General features: G+C 28.3%; 12 protein-coding genes. 6 read left to right on the top strand and 6 right to left on the bottom strand.

All coding sequences use genetic code 11. The features are described 5' to 3' along the window. The 6 genes from OL66_RS01065 to OL66_RS01035 form a co-directional block, all read left to right on the top strand. On the top strand, positions 1 to 1,529 hold a 1,529-nt coding region (locus tag OL66_RS01065), incomplete at its 5' end, for an ABC transporter substrate-binding protein (RefSeq protein ID WP_052177930.1). 62 nt (positions 1,530 to 1,591) lie between these two features. Beyond that, on the top strand, positions 1,592 to 3,151 hold the full coding sequence (locus OL66_RS01060) for an ABC transporter substrate-binding protein (RefSeq protein WP_034172115.1): 1,560 nt from the start codon (positions 1,592 to 1,594) through the stop codon (positions 3,149 to 3,151). A 131-nt stretch (positions 3,152 to 3,282) separates the two neighbouring features. Continuing rightward, entirely contained in the window at positions 3,283 to 4,767 is a 1,485-nt protein-coding gene (locus OL66_RS01055) for an ABC transporter substrate-binding protein (RefSeq protein WP_034172114.1), read from the top strand. A gap of 182 nt (positions 4,768 to 4,949) precedes the next feature. Beyond that, entirely contained in the window at positions 4,950 to 5,876 is a 927-nt protein-coding gene (locus OL66_RS01045; protein WP_011160565.1) for an ABC transporter permease, read from the top strand. A 28-nt stretch (positions 5,877 to 5,904) separates the two neighbouring features. Beyond that, complete coding sequence (locus OL66_RS01040) at positions 5,905 to 6,771, top strand: ABC transporter permease (RefSeq protein ID WP_034172112.1); 867 nt, start codon at positions 5,905 to 5,907, stop codon at positions 6,769 to 6,771. A 212-nt stretch (positions 6,772 to 6,983) separates the two neighbouring features. Next, on the top strand, positions 6,984 to 8,480 hold the full coding sequence (locus OL66_RS01035; RefSeq protein WP_034172111.1) for a carboxypeptidase M32: 1,497 nt from the start codon (positions 6,984 to 6,986) through the stop codon (positions 8,478 to 8,480). A 54-nt stretch (positions 8,481 to 8,534) separates the two neighbouring features. Here the strand turns inward: OL66_RS01035 and OL66_RS04255 are convergent, their stop codons facing one another. The 6 genes from OL66_RS04255 to rsgA all read right to left on the bottom strand — a co-directional run bounded on the left by OL66_RS04255 (position 8,535) and on the right by rsgA (position 17,297). Next, the gene (locus tag OL66_RS04255; RefSeq protein ID WP_238568779.1) at positions 8,535 to 9,356 is read right to left on the bottom strand and encodes an HAD-IC family P-type ATPase; all 822 of its coding nucleotides are present in this window, start codon (positions 9,354 to 9,356) and stop codon (positions 8,535 to 8,537) included. Then, entirely contained in the window at positions 9,353 to 11,290 is a 1,938-nt protein-coding gene (locus OL66_RS01030) for a cation-translocating P-type ATPase (protein WP_238568778.1), read from the bottom strand. The genes OL66_RS04255 and OL66_RS01030 overlap by 4 nt, the downstream gene beginning before the upstream one ends. 153 nt (positions 11,291 to 11,443) lie before the next feature. Then, the gene (locus tag OL66_RS01025) at positions 11,444 to 12,250 is read right to left on the bottom strand and encodes a YitT family protein (protein WP_238568777.1); all 807 of its coding nucleotides are present in this window, start codon (positions 12,248 to 12,250) and stop codon (positions 11,444 to 11,446) included. Between the two features lie 28 nt (positions 12,251 to 12,278). Beyond that, positions 12,279 to 14,981: an isoleucine--tRNA ligase gene (ileS, locus tag OL66_RS01020; RefSeq protein WP_034172109.1), complete on the bottom strand. Its 2,703-nt coding sequence runs from the start codon at positions 14,979 to 14,981 to the stop codon at positions 12,279 to 12,281. Between the two features lie 112 nt (positions 14,982 to 15,093). Next, positions 15,094 to 16,185, bottom strand: a complete 1,092-nt coding sequence (gene ychF, locus OL66_RS01015; RefSeq protein ID WP_011160558.1) for a redox-regulated ATPase YchF — start codon at positions 16,183 to 16,185, stop codon at positions 15,094 to 15,096. Positions 16,186 to 16,376: 191 nt separating this feature from the next. Further along, positions 16,377 to 17,297 carry a ribosome small subunit-dependent GTPase A gene (gene rsgA / locus OL66_RS01010; protein ID WP_011160557.1) on the bottom strand — a complete coding sequence of 307 codons (921 nt, stop codon included), beginning with the start codon at positions 17,295 to 17,297 and terminating at the stop codon, positions 16,377 to 16,379. Positions 17,298 to 17,447: the final 150 nt, after the last annotated feature.

Genomic DNA, 17,447 nt, shown 5'->3' with positions numbered 1-17,447 from the left:
TTATTAGTGGAACATTTTTTTTACTTAGTATAATAAGTTTTGCAACCTACAAAATATTTTTTCAAAAACAACCCCCAAGAAATGATTTTATAGTTATAATTCCTAACTATGTTAACGGATTTGATCCAGGACAAAAAGCACACACTTCCAACGCACAAGGAGACAGATTATTTTGTTGTATTCACTCTGCTTTAATTTCTACAAATGAAAATGGCGATGTTTTGCCTCAAGTAGCTACATCATGGGATAAAGTGGAAAATGAAGATGCCATTATTTTTACTCTAAGAGATGATGTTTTATTTCATAACGGCAAAAAATTAACTGCACAAGATGTCAAATTTTCTTTTGAACGAGCCAAAGAAAAAGGAAATGACGAATATGCTATTATTAAATCAATCGAAACGCTAGAAAATGATACAAAGGTAAAACTTAAGTTGCAAGCTTTACCTATTTTTGTCTATGAACTTATTGCTAAATACAAAATACTTAGTAAAGAATCACTAGAAAAAGACCAAACACACAATCAATTAGAAGGACTAAAAATTGGTTCAGGTCCTTATCAATTAATTTATGAAGATTCTTCTAACAAAATAATAAAATTAGGACTTTTTGACAAATACTTTAATAAAGACAAAATAAAAAACAGCCAAAAAGAAATCCTTTTTAAAGTTAACTCTAACTACGATACTTCTTTATTGCAATTAGAAGAAGGAACTGTGGATGCTATCTTAGATTTTCCAATAAACAAAATAACTAATGCAAGCAACAAAAAAAATATTGAAGTCGTCCAAAATAAAGGTGCCAAATGTAGTGTTTTATTTATCAACAACAACAAAGTTAAAAAGGGGAAAAGAGAATTAATCGCCCAAACTCTAAATATCGAAAAGATAATTGCTGATCTAAATTTACCCGTTAATCCTTTAAAAACTTTTGTTCCTCAAGGAGAAATAGGACATAACGAAAATATTCAATACGCTTATGATTCAAACCAAAACGAAGTTAAAAACAAAGTTAGTCTTTTAAGCGAAAAAGACAAGGAAATTAAATTAGGAGCTTCTTTTAAAGAAATAAAAGAAGTAGTACACAAAATAAAAGAACAATTACAAGAGGTAGGTTTTGAAGTTATAGTAAACATACCAGAATCGCTTACTTTTTTTACAAATTCCAAAAATGGCAAATATGACATATCTTTTATGAGTAATATGAATGAAATGCCATACGGTCATAAAGTTTTAATAGATTATATGAACCCAATATTCGAAAAAGAAGGAAAACAAACTCCCAAAAGCCATTCTCACATTCAAGGAGACACAACACTAAAAAAACTTTTAGATGAAACCCAAACAATCACTGATAAAAACATTTACGAACAAAAAGTAAAAGATATTCAAACTCATTTATACACAAATAAATATGTTATTCCTTTTTATCAACAAGACATATATTTTTTAACGAGTAAAAAAGTCCAAGGTCTTACATGCGATCCTTTTACAAGAACTGATTTTACCCAAGTTAAAGTAAGTAAATAAAATTTTATTCATAATAAAAATAATTTTTTTTTCAAAACACAAACAAAAAAGGAAATAAAAAAATGAATTTTAAACAATTATTACAAAAATATAAAAAACAATTAGTTATAGGAGCAGCAGTTATTTTATTTGTTGTAATGGGTTTTGTAGTCTACAAAAAGCTTTTTAAAACAACTCCCCCAAGAAATAATTTTGTAGTAGCAATGCCAAATGATATTGTAGGTTATGACCCAGGAAATAAAGATCACACTCAAAGTGTACAAGGAGATAGATTGTTTTACTGCATCCACTCTACTTTAGTTTCTACAAATGAAAATGGCGATGTTTTGCCTCAAGTAGCTACATCATGGGATAAAGTGGAAAATGAAGATGCAGTTGTTTTTACTCTCAGAGATGATGTTTTATTTCACAACGGTAAAAAATTAACTGCAAAAGATGTCAAATTTTCTTTTGAAAGAAAAAAAGGAAAACAACACGATGAATATGAAAATATTGAATCAGTTGAAGAATTAGAAGGCGGCACAAAAGTAAAACTAAATCTTAAAGCATTCCCTGCTTTTGCCTATGAAAGCATCGCTAAGCAAAGAATAATAAGCCAAGAAGCAGTTAAACAAGACCAAACAAAAGATCAATTAGAAGGACTTAAGGTTGGTTCAGGTCCTTATCAATTAGTTTCATGGGATTCTTCTGAAAAAGTAATAAATTTAAAACTTTTTGATAAATATTTTGACAAAGAAAAAATAAAAAACAGCCAAAAAGAAATCGTTTTTAAAACCATTTCTAATCAGGATACAGCTTTATTACAGTTAAGCGCAGGGACTGTGGATGCTGTCTTAGACTTTCCAGTAAATAAAGTAGCCGATGCAAAAAAACAAAAAGATATTACAGTTGTTGAAAATGCCGCTGTTAAATGTAGTTATTTAATGATGAATAATCAAAAAGTTGAACTTGAAAAAAGAAAATTAATTGCTCAAGCTTTAGATATTGAAAAAATAATTACTCAACTGGAATTACCAGTTAAACCTTTAAAAACTTTTATCCCCGAAGGAGAAAAAGGTCATAATCCAAATATTTCATATGCTTATAATAAAAACACACAAGAAGTTAAAAACCAAGTTAGCCAACTTCCAAATAAAAAAATTAAATTCGGTTTTTCTGCTAAGGAAACTCCAGAAGTAGCAAACAAAATAAAAGAACAACTACAAGAAGTAGGTTTTGAAGTAACATTAGACATACCAGAATTTAATACATTCAAAACAAATTTAAAAAAAGGAGATTATGACATTTTGTTTATGAGTGATATGCATGAAATGGCATACGGTCATAAAGTTTTAACAGATTATATGACACCAAAAAAAGAGGGGGATTCTACCCAAGGAACTTGGGCTCATATTTCAGGAGACCAAACACTAAAAGATCTTTTAGAACAATCTCAAACAAATATAGATTTAGGTACTTACGTACAAAAAATTCAACAAATTCAAACTCATTTAGACAAAAAGAAATATGTTGTTCCTTTTTATCAACAAAACATATATTTCTTAACAAGCAAAAAAGTCCAAGGTCTTAAATGTGATCTTTTCACAAGAACTGATTTTACAAAAGTCCAATTAAGTAAATAAAAAAATATTCAATAAATAATAAATAGATTTATAATTAAATAATTAGGAAAGTAAAAACAAAGCAAAATGAATGAAAAAAAATAAAAATATATATAAGTGTTGGAGCTTTAACAGTTATAATTTTAATCATTTTGTGGTGGCATTTATTCCCAAGCAAAAAACATGAAGACGATAAAGACACAATTAAAATAGCTGTTATATCAGATATCCAAGGATTTGATATTACTTCTCCAGAAAACACTTTTTCTACTTATTCTAATAGATATTTACGTTTAGTTCATGACACTTTATTAGAAGAAAAAGAAGGTAAAATCATAAGTAAATTAGCTAAATTAGTTGAAAGTGATGCAAATCAAAACCAAGACAAAACTTTATTAAAGTTTGAACTTAGAGGTGATATTTTATTTCACAATGGCGTAAATATAACAACTGATGATGTTATATTTACAATCGAAAGAGGACACAAAAATAAACATCCTCAGTTTGAAGAAATCAAAGCAATCAAAAGAATAAACAACATAGAATTTGAAATCGAATTAAAAGAAAAAACACCTTATTGGCACTTTACTTTTTGTAATTTTATCAGAATCCTAAATAAAAAAGCTGTAGAAGAAAACGAAGAAAAAGGATTACAAATTGGCACTGAACCTTATAAATTAATTGAATATAAATCAAATGATGAAATCAAAATGGAAAAATTTAATAATTATTACAATAAAGACACAATTAAAGACAGTCCTAAAACAATCATTTTCAAAATTAATAAAAATAATGATACTAATTTACAACAAGTAGAAAATGGTTCTTTAGACGCTTGTCTGGATTATCCATCTCATAAAATTCAAATTATAAAAGATAAATTAAGCCATAGTGTTGAAGTAGTTGAAAATAAAGATGTTTCAGCTAGATATTTATACATTAATAAAGATAAAACCTCTCTAGAAACAAGAGAAGCTATTTCTTGGTCGTTAGATATTGAAAAAATAATATCTGATTTGGAAATCCCTGCTCAAAAATTAAAAACTTTTTTGCCAGAAACCTTGAAAGGATTCGATAACGAATTAGATGCTTATCCAACAAACTTTTTACAAGCTAAAAAATATGTCCAAAAACTAGATAAAACTGCTAAAAAACTTAAAATAGGATGCATTACAAAATCTGAGTATCTTTTTGAACATAAAATAATAGAACAACTAAGAAAAGTTGGTTTTATAATAGAATTTGCTCCTATGGATTTTAAAGCTTTATTAACAGAAGCCAAAAAAGATAACTCTTCTTACAATATGATTTTTTTAGGTGAAAACTATGAATCAAAATGGGGGCATAAAGTTTTACGTGATTATTTTTTAACTAACAACAATCCCAATAATTTTTGTCATATTGATAATGATGATAAAAGCCATATAGAAAATAAATTATTACAAGTTGAAAAAGAAACAAGTGAAGAAAAATATACTAATTTATTAAAAGAAATAAGCCAATATATACATAAAGAATTTTATGTTATTCCTTTATATAGTTATCCTAATTATGTAATTACTTCCAAAAATATCAAACAAGGCTTTAAATCAGATCTTTTCTCACATTTTGATTTTACAAAAATCATAAAAAAATAATGGGTTTTGATTAATACATTTATAAAAAAAATTTAATATTAAAAAAATGGTTAATTTCGTTATAGAAAACAAATATGTTTTTTAATACATCAATTAAAATTAACCTATAATTTTTTATATTATTTAAATCACCCAATAAAAATTCATAAATGAAATATTCTAAATTTTTGAGGTAAATTTCGTTGATAAAATATATTTTTAAAAAAAGTTTATACACTATAACATTATTTATAACAGTCATATTTATCAGTTTTTTTACTATGAAAATGATACCAGGTGATCCTGTTGATGCTATGTTTGAAAAAGGACTTACTCCTGAACTAAGAAAATTAAAGGAAAAGGAATTAGGATTAGATAAACCTTTAAAAACTCAATTTATAAATTATTTCAAAAATATTTTTATAGGAGATTTTGGAAAATCTTATTATGGCACAAAAGAGCCAGTTTTCAACCTTTTTACAAAAGCTTTTACTAATACCTTTAAATTGGCTTTTTTAAGTTGTTTTTTTGGTTCTTTATTAGGGATTTTTTTAGGAGCATTATCAGCTTTTTATGAAGGGTCCAAAAAAAGCTTTATACTAGATTTTTATTCTATTATCATCATTTCTTCTCCTAGTTTTATCATTGGCATCTTATTGCAACTTACATTAGGTCATTATTTAAGATTATTCCCAGTAGCTGATTTTGATACTCCTAAACATGTGGTTTTGCCTATTTTAACTCTTTCTTTATTAATATCGGGTTCTGTTTTTAAAACTACTAAAACAAGCATGGAAGAATGTTTGTCACAACCATATATCAAAACGGCCTATTCTAAAGGATTGTCTAAAAAAAATATTATTTTTAAGCACGCTTTAAAAAATGCTTTAATTCCTGTTGTAGCACACATCGGTTTACTTCTAAGTTTTTTAATCGGTGGTTCTATTATTACAGAAAATATTTTCGAAATAAAAGGGGTAGGTGTTTTAATAAAACATGCATTTGATAATAGAAATTATCCTGTTATTCAATGTTGTATTATTTTACTCGCTTTATTTATAGCTATTTGGAATTTATTTCTAGACTTAGTGTATGCTTGGTTAGATCCCAAAATTAAACAAAAGGGATAAATATGCAAAAAGGATACAATCATTTATTATGAAAAAAAACTTTAAACCATTTCTTTTTTTCCAAAAAAAATTAAAATATTGGGCAAAAAATAAAAATATTTTATTTGGTTCTTTATTTTTAACTATTTTATTTTTAGCTGTTTATTTAATTCCTTTTACTCCTTTATATAAAAATCCTGATGCATCATCTCATTATAAACGTTTACAAAGCATTAGTTTAAAACATCTCATGGGAACAGATTCTACTGGACATGATTTATTTAATAGAATGTTAGAAGGAACTAAAAAATCTTTAACTATAGGTTTTTGTTCTATTATGATGGCTAGTATAATAGGAACGTTATTAGGAATTATTTCAGGTTATTTCAAAAATATTTTTGATAATATCATTAATTTTATATGTGATATTTTAGTAGTTTTTCCCGATGTTATTTTAGCTATTTTAATTATGTTTTTTTTGAAAGACAACAAAAAATTATCATTAATAATTGCTCTAAGTATTTCTAATGCTCCTACTTTTATTCGAATCATAAGAGCAAATACCATGAAAATTAGGCAAAAAGGTTTTATCAAAGCTTCTAAAGCTTTAGGATCAAATGAATTTTGTATAATTTTCAAACATGTTTTGCCTCATCTATGGTCTATTATTATCACAAGAATAACAATAGGTATGGCAACAGTTATTTTAACAATATCGGGGTTAAGTTTTGTTGGATTAGGTCTCGATCCTACAATTCCTGAATGGGGCAATATTTTAAATGCTAGTAGAAGTGATATTAGATTCTATCCTCATTTATTTTTTGGACCTTTTATCATTATTTTATTAACTAGTTTATCTTTTAATTTAATAGGTAAAGGTTTTATCCAAATTTTTAATCCAAAAGATGCAAATTAGAAAATAAAATATTTGCAAACTTACACACCATTAAAATCGCAATAAACAAAATAATAATTTATTAAAAATTAAAGTTTGATTTATACTTAAATCAAACTATTTTTTTCAACTTTAATAAAAAAACAAAGCTTTTTTCAAAAATTAACCTCTCATAAACCCATCGCAAAAAAACATTTGTTTACAAATAATATAAATAACTAAGGAATCCTTATATGTCAATTAATTATCAAAAATTAGAACAAAGATTTGAAAAAATTGGTCGTTTAGAAAATATTATCAATATATTAAACTGGGATATGGCTTGCAACATTAAAAAGGGCTCCCAAGAAAGCCGCGCTTTAGAAATCATCGATTTAACCCAAATTATAAAAAAACTATTAACTTCACAAGAAACCAAAAATTTGCTTTTACAAACACAACAAGAACAAGAAACTCTCAATTCTTGGCAACAAGCTAATCTACGAGAAATAACATCCAAAATACAATCCGAAGAAATAATCCCTGAAGAACTACAAAATAATTTAATTTTAGCAACTACCAAATCAGAAATAATGTGGAGACAAGCCAAAAAAAATAATGATTATAACAGCTTCAAACCTTATTTTCAAAAAGTACTCAATTACACCAAAGAAGTAGCAAATCTCAGATCCCAAAAATTAGGCGTATCTTTGTATGATGCTCTCATCGATCAATATGACCCTGGAATGACTGCTACCAAAATCAAACAAATATTTAACGTCATCAAAGAAAAATTACCACCTTTAATGAAAACTATTTTGCAAAAACAAGAACAAGAAAAACACCTTTACAAAGATATTGCAATGACTTTAGAAAACCAAAAAAAATTAAATCAAATCATTATGCCCAAAATAGGATTTGATTGCAATTATGGTCGCCTAGATGAATCCATCCACCCTTTTTGTGGAGGCACTCCTTATGATGTGCGCCTTACTTCCAATTATAATGCAAACAATTTTTTAGATAGTTTTTTAGCCACTATACACGAAGTAGGACACGGTTTATACGCCCAAAATTTACCCCAACAATACAAAAATCAACCAGTAGGCACTCCACGAAGCTTTTCTTTTGATGAAAGCCAATCTTTATTAATGGAAAAACAAGTTGCTAAATCTCAAGAATTTTTAACTTACTTAGTAAATATTTTAAAAACAGAATTAAATTTTTACAATCCTTCATTAACTCCACAAAATTTATTTAAACAAGCCAACCAAGTAAAACCTGATTTTGTTCGTATTTATGCTGATGAAGTAACTTATCCTTTCCATGTTATTTTGCGTTTTGAAATTGAAGAATTATTAATTTCTGATCAGTTGTCTTTGGATGATTTACCTCACTTTTGGAATTGCAAAATGAAAGAATATCTAGGAATTACCCCACCCAACGTAGGTCTTGGATGCTTGCAAGATATTCACTGGCCTCAAGGAAGTTTTGGTTATTTCCCTAGCTATTTAAATGGAGCTATTTTAGCATCCATGATAATGAAAAACGTTCAAAAAGCAAATCCTAATATTAAAGAGGGGTTTGAAACAGGCAAATTTGAAACTTTAAATCAATATTTAGATCAAAAAATAAGAAACTGGGGTTCTTTTTATACCAACCAAGAATTTGTGTTCAAAGCAACAGGCATGCCCCAAATTAACCCTGAAACCTTTTTACAATATTTAGAAAATAAATATTTGAATAATTAATTTAAGAATATAAAAAAAGACTCTTTCAAGAAGAGTCTTTTTTGTTTTTTAATATCATCTACATTTATGGCATTTACAATGACAAAATCTTTTTTTAATTTCTACAAACAACAAAGGCAACAAAGATAGTAATAAAATGATTACAAAATCTTTTGTTGTTAAAGAAATTAATTGAAATAAATCTCTTAAAAAAGGGACAAAAATTATGATTAATTGCAAAAATACACTAATGGCAAACGCTTTAATCAAAAAGGAATTTATTTTTAACTTAAAAACAGAAGTGCAAAAACTTCGCAAATTCCATACATGAATCAATTGTGAAAACGCCAAAACCATAAAAGCAAAAGTTTGAGCATATCTTATTTTATCACTATCATGATTATAATATCCTATTAAAGAAGCCACAAAAGCCAAAAGACCAATTAAAAATCCTTCCAAAATAATTTTTTGATAAGTTTTTTTATTTAGCAAACTTCCTTTAGGATTATAAGTTTTTGGCGACATAGAATTTGTTTCTTGTGGTTCGATTCCCAAAGCCATTGCTGGCAATGAATCAGTAACTAAATTAATCCAAAGAATTTGTAAAGCAGTCAAAATTTTAAAATCACACCCAAAAAAGAAAATTCCTAAAAAATTACCAAGCAAAATCAAAATAATTTCACCAACATTACAACTCAAAAGAAAAACTAAACTTTTTTTAATATTATTGAAAATATTTCGCCCTTCTTCTAAAGCATTCGTAATAGTAGCAAAATTATCATCTGTTAAAATCATATCTGATGCCATTTTACAAACATCAGTACCTGCAATTCCCATAGCAATTCCCACATTGGCTTGTTTAATGCTTAAAGAATCATTTATGCCATCTCCTGTCATTGCCACCACAAAACCTTTTTTTGCCAAGCTTTCACAATTTTTAATTTATGATGAGGATTAGTTCTTGCATAAACTTTAATTTGCAATAATTTTTCCAAAAATTCTTCCTCTGGCATTTGAGCTAATTCATCTCCTGTAATGGCTAAATCTTGAGGTTTGGATAAAATATTTAATTTTTTGGCAATCACAAAAGCAGTTTTTAAATGATCCCCTGTAATCATAATCGGAGTGACGCGTGCTTGATTGCATTTAAAAATGGCTTGCATAACTTCTTTTCGAATGGGATCTTCCATCGCCACTGCCCCTAAAAAAATAAGATCTTGTTCAAAAATATCAGGATTGTTTTTAAGAATCGTCTCTAAATCAAGAGAAAATACACGATAAGCAACTCCCAAAACTCGCAAAGATTGCTCACTTAATTGACTAATTTGTTTTTCTAATATTTTTATTATTTTAGTATCTTTTGCAATGGTTTGTTCTTGATATTGAACTTGACTACATTTTTGCAACAAAACTTCTGGAGCACCTTTAGTAATGGCATAAATAAATCCGTCTTTATGATGAAAAGTAGTCATCAATTTCCTTTGGGAATCAAAGGCAATTTCTGCAAATCGAGGATATTTCTTTTGGAGTAAAAACGCATCATATTGATAAAACAAAGCTAAATTAATAAAGGCTTTTTCAGTAGGATCAGCAATAATTTCTAAGTTGTTTGAAGTTTTATCGTTGGTTGTTTTTGCAACACTAATCAAAGCATCATTACATAAAATACCAAATAAAAGCAACTTTTCTAAATTAAAGGGTTTGGGTTCATTAATATTTTCCACACAAAAGGGACTTATTTTTTCCAAAGAATTACAAACTATAATTTTTTTAACAGTCATATTATTTTGGGTTAAAGTTCCTGTTTTATCAGTACAAATAACATTAACAGCCCCCAAAGTTTCTAAGGTTTTTAAATTTTTGACAATAGCTTTTTTAAGAGCAAGTTTTTTCATTCCCAAAGCCAAAATTAAAGTCATAATAATTAATAAACTTTCAGGAATAGCAGCAACTGCAAGAGCAATGGCATCCAAAAAAGTATGTTTCAAAATGTGAGAGCTAAAAGTTGAGCTGTAAATGTTTTTAAAAATCGTCCACAAGCCATTAAGGAAAATAATAATACCAATTATCAAAGTTAACTTTTTGGTTAATTTGGCAATATTTTGTTCTAATGGTGTTTTTTCTTGTTGGGGTTGAGAAATAAACTGGGTAATTTTTCCAATTTCAGTTTGCATTCCTGAAGCAAAAACCACTCCTTTAGCTCTTCCTTTTAAAATAACAGTATTCATAAAAGCCATGTTTTGATTAGTAAGAGCTGCATTTTGGACACAAACACAAGCACTTTTTAAAACAGCTTGCGATTCTCCTGTAAACAAAGATTCATCTACATATAAATTAAATGTTTCTAAAAGTATCATATCAGCTGGAATAATATCACCAGTTTCTAAAATGACAATATCTCCTATCACTAAATTTTGCATAGGAATTAAAAGCGGTTTGCTATCTCTTATTACTTTGGCATTAAGGGAAGCTTTTTTTGATACATTAGCTAAAACTTTTTGGGTTTTAGTTTCGTAATAAATACTTAAAAAGGCGTTAAGAAGGACAATAATCAAAATAAAACAGCCTTCCAAAAGTTCTTCTTTGTTTCCTTGTAAAATACCAATCACGAAATTAATTGTAGCTGCTAATAGAAGGACAATAACTAAAAAATCTTTAAATTGTTGTTGGAATTTATGCCAAAAAGTGGGTTTGGTAAGGGATTGAATTTGATTTTTACCGTTAATTTGAAGTCTTTGCAAGGCTTCTTGGGAAGTAAGCCCTTTTGTGATTTTGGTTTGTAACAATGCTTGCGATTGTTCAGGGTTTTTTTGACTAAATGAATGTTTCATTAAAATTCCTTTAATTTAATATAAATACAAAAAATATTTTGTGCAAAGCAAAAAGTAAAAATTTCAATTTGTTTTGCATGTATTATGAAATTGAGTTTTACAACTAATAAAAATAAGTGAAGCGTGCAAATAAAATAAAAAAACTAAACTGTTTTAGCAGTTTAGTTTCGTTTCTTTTTGGGGAACAGAAGTTATCAATCCCATAAATAAGGCAGATAATTTAATACGTAAAACAGTATAAAAAAGTGATAAAGATATTTGTGTAGTAAGTTCTTTGAGACCTGTTTCTTTATAAAAATATTCAATAATAAAAACACCCACAGCACCAAAAATCATAAGAGTATAGCCAAACATTTCTACTACAAAAGAGATATCTTTTTTCTTATAAACAGATAAATATTTAGCAACAATATCAAGTCCTCCAGTAGAAGCACCAATTCTTACAGGAATACCATTAAAAATACCTATTAAAATACCTGCAAAAAAAACTCTGGTAAGATCGCTTAAAAAATCACTTTCAGTTTTGAATATTCCAAAAAATCGTTCAGTATGATATAAAAAACCTTGTTTAACTTGGTTTTCAATAAAAAACACTGAAACAAAAAGAAGGACAGTTGCAAATGCAGTAGTAATGGTAAAATATTTACCCAAATAACGACGAGAGATAAAAAACAATAAGAAAACATTAACAACAAAGTAAAAAGTACCAGCAATAACTATAATATTATTGGTTTCAATCTTTCCTGCTTTATGTAATAATTTACCTATTACATTGCCTAAACCAATAACACCAGTAGGAAAAAGATCAGTTTTATATCCGCCATCTCGGGTGCAATCAAAAGCCCAAACAGAAACTAAAACATATACTATTAAGGATAAGGATAAAATTAATATTTTTTTAAATTCTTGAACATATTGAATTTTTTTCTTTATTGGAGGAAATTTTTCAATATTTTTCATACCATTTTTCATAATAAACCTATTTCTTTTATTTTAATATATTTTGGCAACGCGTGCACAAAGGAGTAAGGGGTTTGGTGATTACTACATTCCAACATCTTTGACAAGCATACCCAGAAGCTTTGGCAACTTTAACATCAAAAGTATCTTTTAATTGAAGTGTTACTTTAGAGACTATAAAAAGTTGATGCAATTGATCTTTAATTTGTAAAACATCCAAAGCATGCATTTCTTCTTGGGTTAATGATAACGTAATATGGGCTTCCAAAGAAGAATTAATAAGCCCACTTTGTCTTGCTTTTTCCAAATATTGTAAAACGTTTTTTCTTAATGTTAAAAATTTATGATATTCTAATAAAAGATGAGAAGTTGGACGTGCTTTGAGTTGTGGCATTTTTTCTAAATAAATATCTTTTTCTACAGCAAAAGGAAAAAAGCCGTAAACTTCTGAAGTAGTGTGAGGAATAATTGGAGTTAAAACTTGTAAAAGCGATAATAACAAATCATAGATAGTTGATTGAATCATCTTTCTTTCTTTGTGATCTTCTTTTTCGATGTATAAAATATCTTTGGCAAAATCGAGATAAAAAGCACTGATTTTATTAGTAATGAAGGGGAATAGATGCCTTAAAACACCTTCAAAATTATAAGTATCATAAGAATGTAGTACGTTTTTTAACACTTCTTCAAAATCTAGCATCATTGCTTGATGGATAAAAGTTCTTTGTTCAAAGGCAATATAATTAGTATCTTTTTTAAAATTATCTAAATTACCTAACATAAAACGGAAGGTGTTTCTAATTTTGCGATAAAGATCTTCTACTTGTTTTAAAATGGAAGGATTAATGCGCACATCAAGATTATAATTAGTGTTTGCAACCCATAAACGAATAATATCTGCTCCTTTTTGTTCAGCAACAGTTAATGGATCGATGACATTGCCCAAAGATTTAGACATTTTTTTGCCTTCACCATCAAAAACAAAACCATGAGTAATAACAGTTTTATAAGGAGCTTGATTTTGAGTGGCTACAGAAGTAATTAAAGAAGAATTGAACCAACCACGATATTGATCAGAGCCTTCCAAATAAACATCACTTTGTAAAACTTGATTACGTTTTTTAAAAACACTATAAGAAGTTCCTGAGTCAAACCAAACATCCATAATATCTAGTTCTTTGGTAAACAAATTGTTAGGACTTTGGGGATTAATGTAGTTTTCAGGAAGTAGTTTTTTAACATCCCATTCATACCAAATATCCATTCCATGCTGTTCGAATAAATCAGCTACATGATTAATTAATTTTAAATCTAGAATGGGTTGATGGGTTTCGGTGTAAAAAATAGGAATGGGGACGCCCCAAGTTCTTTGACGACTAATATTCCAATCCTCACGATTAGTAATCATATTAGTCATTTTTAATTCTCCCCAACGTGGAATCCACTTAACTTTTTGGGTTTCTTCTAGCAAAAGAGATTTAATTTTTTTAATAGAGACAAACCATTGAGGAAGTGCAAGAGAAATAACTGGTTTTTTAGTGCGCCAATCATGAGGATAGGAGTGCAAAATTACATCTGCTTTAAGCAAAGAATGGTCTTTTTCTAAATCAGAGATGATAGCTTCGTTGGCTTTGGTGTAAAATAGACCTTGATATTTGGAAACATCTGTCATCATACCTTTTTTATCAATACTACAAACAACATCTAAATTATATTTTTGACCTACTAAAAAATCGTCCAAACCGTGTCCTGGAGCGATGTGGACTAGTCCTGTTCCTTCTTCATCCAAAACGTGTTGTGATAAAATTATTTTTCCGAATTTGGAAACAAGGTGATTTTGGTAAGTTAAATGTTCTAAGGTTTTTCCTTCAAAAGTGGCAACAACTTTGATGTTTTCTTTGTTCCAAGCAAAAACTTTTTGAAGAAAAGGAATGTTTTTAGTTCCTACCAAATAGCGTTTTTGTAAAACTTCAATTAATTGATATTCTTTTTCGGGATGCACCGCAATTGCTACATTGGCAGGCAAAGTCCAAGGAGTAGTTGTCCAAATTACCAAAGCCACATTGTCAAAAATATCTAGTTTTTTCATGCTAAAAGCAACATAAACAGAAGGAGATTGGTGATTGCGGTACTCTAATTCTGCTTCTGCTAAAGCAGATTCTAAAGTAGGTGACCAATGAATGGGTTTGAGGGCTTTAAAAATTAAGCCTTTGTCAACCATTTGTCCAAAAATTCTTACCTGATCAGCAACAAAAGTTTTATCCAACGTTAAATAAGGATTTTGCCAATCTCCTAAAATACCTAATCTTTGAAATTGCTGTTTTTGATTATTAACATTTTCCAAGGCAAATTCTTGACATTTATCTAGGAAAGACTTTCTGGTAAAAGCATTTTTAGAAGTTTTTTTAAGAACTGCTGCCTCAATTGGCAAACCATGAGTATCCCAACCAGGAATTAAAGGAGTGTAAAAACCTTGCATACTACGAAAACGAACAATAAAATCTTTTAAAATTTTGTTTAAGGCGTGTCCCATATGAATATTGCCGTTAGCATAAGGAGGTCCATCGTGCAAAATAAAAGGGTTGTTGTCTTGATTTTGTTGTAATTTTTTTTGATATAAGTCAAGTTTTTGCCAATGTTTTTGAATGTTAATTTCGTTTTTGCCTAAATTTCCTTTCATAGGAAAATCAGTTTTTGGCATCAAAAGAGTTGTTTTATAATTTGTTGTCATATCTTTTTTATCTCCTTATTTTTAGGTTGTTAAATTGATAATTTGTTATTTGGGGGGTTAAAGTTGAAAATAGAAAAAATCGAATTTCAAAATTAAAAGTTTGAATATTAAACTAAACATTAAATCTAAAAGTAATAATATCACCATCTTTAACTATGTATTCTTTGCCCTCAATGCGAACTTTGCCTTTTTCTTTGCTTTTTTGAAAAGTTTGGGCTTCTAATAAATCAAGGTAAGAAACAACTTCGGCTTTAATAAAACCTTTTTGTAAATCGGTGTGAATAATGCGGGCGCATTCGGGAGCTTTAAGACCTTTTTTAAAAGACCAAGCACGAACTTCTTTAGGTCCTGCAGTAAAATAAGTTTGGAGACCTAAAAGAGCATAACTTTCTTGAATTAATTTAGTAAGCCCTGATTCTACAAGACCATAGTCCTTTAAAAAAAGTTGCTTTTCTGCAAAGTCTAAAGACGATATTTCTTTTTCTAATTGCACACACAAAGGAATTAATTTTTTGGATTCTTTAGTAGCATACGCTAAAACTTGTTGATAAAAAACGTTGGAATCCAAAGATAATAAATCATGTTCTTTAATGTTGGCTAAATAAAGGGAAGGTTTTAAAAACAACAAATTAAAGGTTTTGACAAGCTTTAATTCTTCATCCGAAAAAACCAAATTTTTTAAATCTTGGGTAGTTAAATGGGTTTTAATTTTGGTTAATAACGCTTTTTCTTGCAATAATTCTTTGTCAAGTTTATTTTTTTGTTTACCCAGTTTAAGTAAGCGTTTTTCAATTTGTTCTAAATCTGCTAAAGCTAGTTCTGTTTGAATAATATCAATTTCTTCTACAGGATTATTCGTTTCTGTCACATGAGCAATATTGGGGTCTTCAAAACATTTAACCACATGACAAATAGCATCTACATTGCGAATATGACTTAAAAATTGATTGCCAAGCCCTTCGCCTTTGGAAGCTCCCGCCACTAAACCTGCAATATCTTTGAATTCTATCAAAGCAGAAATAGTTTTTTGAGATTGAAAAATTTGAGATAAAGTTTGGAGACGCGAATCTGAAACTTCTACAATGCCAACATTAGGTTCGATAGTGGCAAAAGGATAATTAGCTTCTAAAACTTGCATTTTAGTTAAAGCATTAAATAAGGTAGATTTGCCCACATTTGGCAAACCAATAATTCCGACTTTCATTTTTGAGTTTCCTTATGGTATTTTATTTTGTAAAAAATAATTGGTTGGTAAAAAAGGGGGGGGTTTTTGGTTGGGGGTAAAATGCGATTTTACAATTGTGTAAAAAATAGATAAAATGCAATCTTGTAGCAATTCTTAAATTGAGTTCTAAAATGATGCTATAAAAAAATGTGCAAAAAAATAAAAAATAACTAATATTTGAGTTGGTTTTTGATTTCTTCGTAAAAGCTCACATAATTTTGATATCGAGAGGGAAGTATTTTGCCGTTTTCTAAGGATTTTTTAACGCCACATTTTTCTTCTTGCAAATGAAGACAACTTTCACCAAAAAAACAATCACAAACATGTTCTACAAAATCAGGATAAAAATTCTTTAAAGTCCTAGGGCAAAAAGTAGTTAAGTCTAGTTTGGAAAAACCAGGAGTATCAACAATAAATCCACCATTAAACTCGTATAATTGGGCGTTTTTGGTGGTATGTTTGCCTCTGCCAAGACTTTCAGAAATTTCTTGTGTTTTGAGTTTGGCATCTGGAATTAAGGCTTTGAGTAAGGTCGATTTTCCTACTCCGGTTTGTCCTGCCAAAACTGTAATTTGATTAGCAAAAATGTGTTTAAGGGCATCTATTCCTATTTTTTGCTTGGAGTTAATATAATAAAAGGGTTGAAATTTTTGGTAATAAGATAATTGTTGTTGCATTGTTGTAAGGTTTTCAGGTTCTAACAAATCTATTTTAGAAAAAACCAAAACTACATCTAATTTTTGTTGTTCTAAAATTAATAAAAACTTATCTAATAAAAGAAATTGAAAATTGGGCTTTACTAAGGAAAAAACTAGCAATACCTGGTCAATATTGGCAACATTAGGTCTTTTTAATTCATTTTTACGAGGCAAAATAGATTGAATTAAATAAGTATCACAAGAAAGTTCATAAAACACAATATCGCCTACTTTAATAATAAAGTCAGAGGCAGAACTATTTTCTTTTTGGGTAGTTTTGATATCAGGGGTTTTTAATTTGCCTCTTTTTTTAGCTTCCAAAATAATTTGAGTTTCTAAATCTTTAATATAATAAACTCCAGCCAAAAATCTTAATACTAAAGCTTTTTCCAAATAATAACTCCTTTTTATATTTTGAAATCTTTTTTAATTATTTTTTTCTTATTTTGTCTAAATTACTTTTTAAAAATTTTTAAATTGTGTGTGTGTGCGATAAAAAATGCTAGATACTAATTTATTCTAATTTGAGTAACTTTTTTATAA

The organism is Chrysanthemum yellows phytoplasma (assembly GCF_000803325.1).
Taxonomy (GTDB): Bacteria; Bacillota_I; Bacilli_A; order Acholeplasmatales; family Acholeplasmataceae; genus Phytoplasma; species Phytoplasma asteris.
Note: the sequence above shows the minus strand (reverse complement) of the source record. Positions and strands in the feature narration are given on the sequence as shown.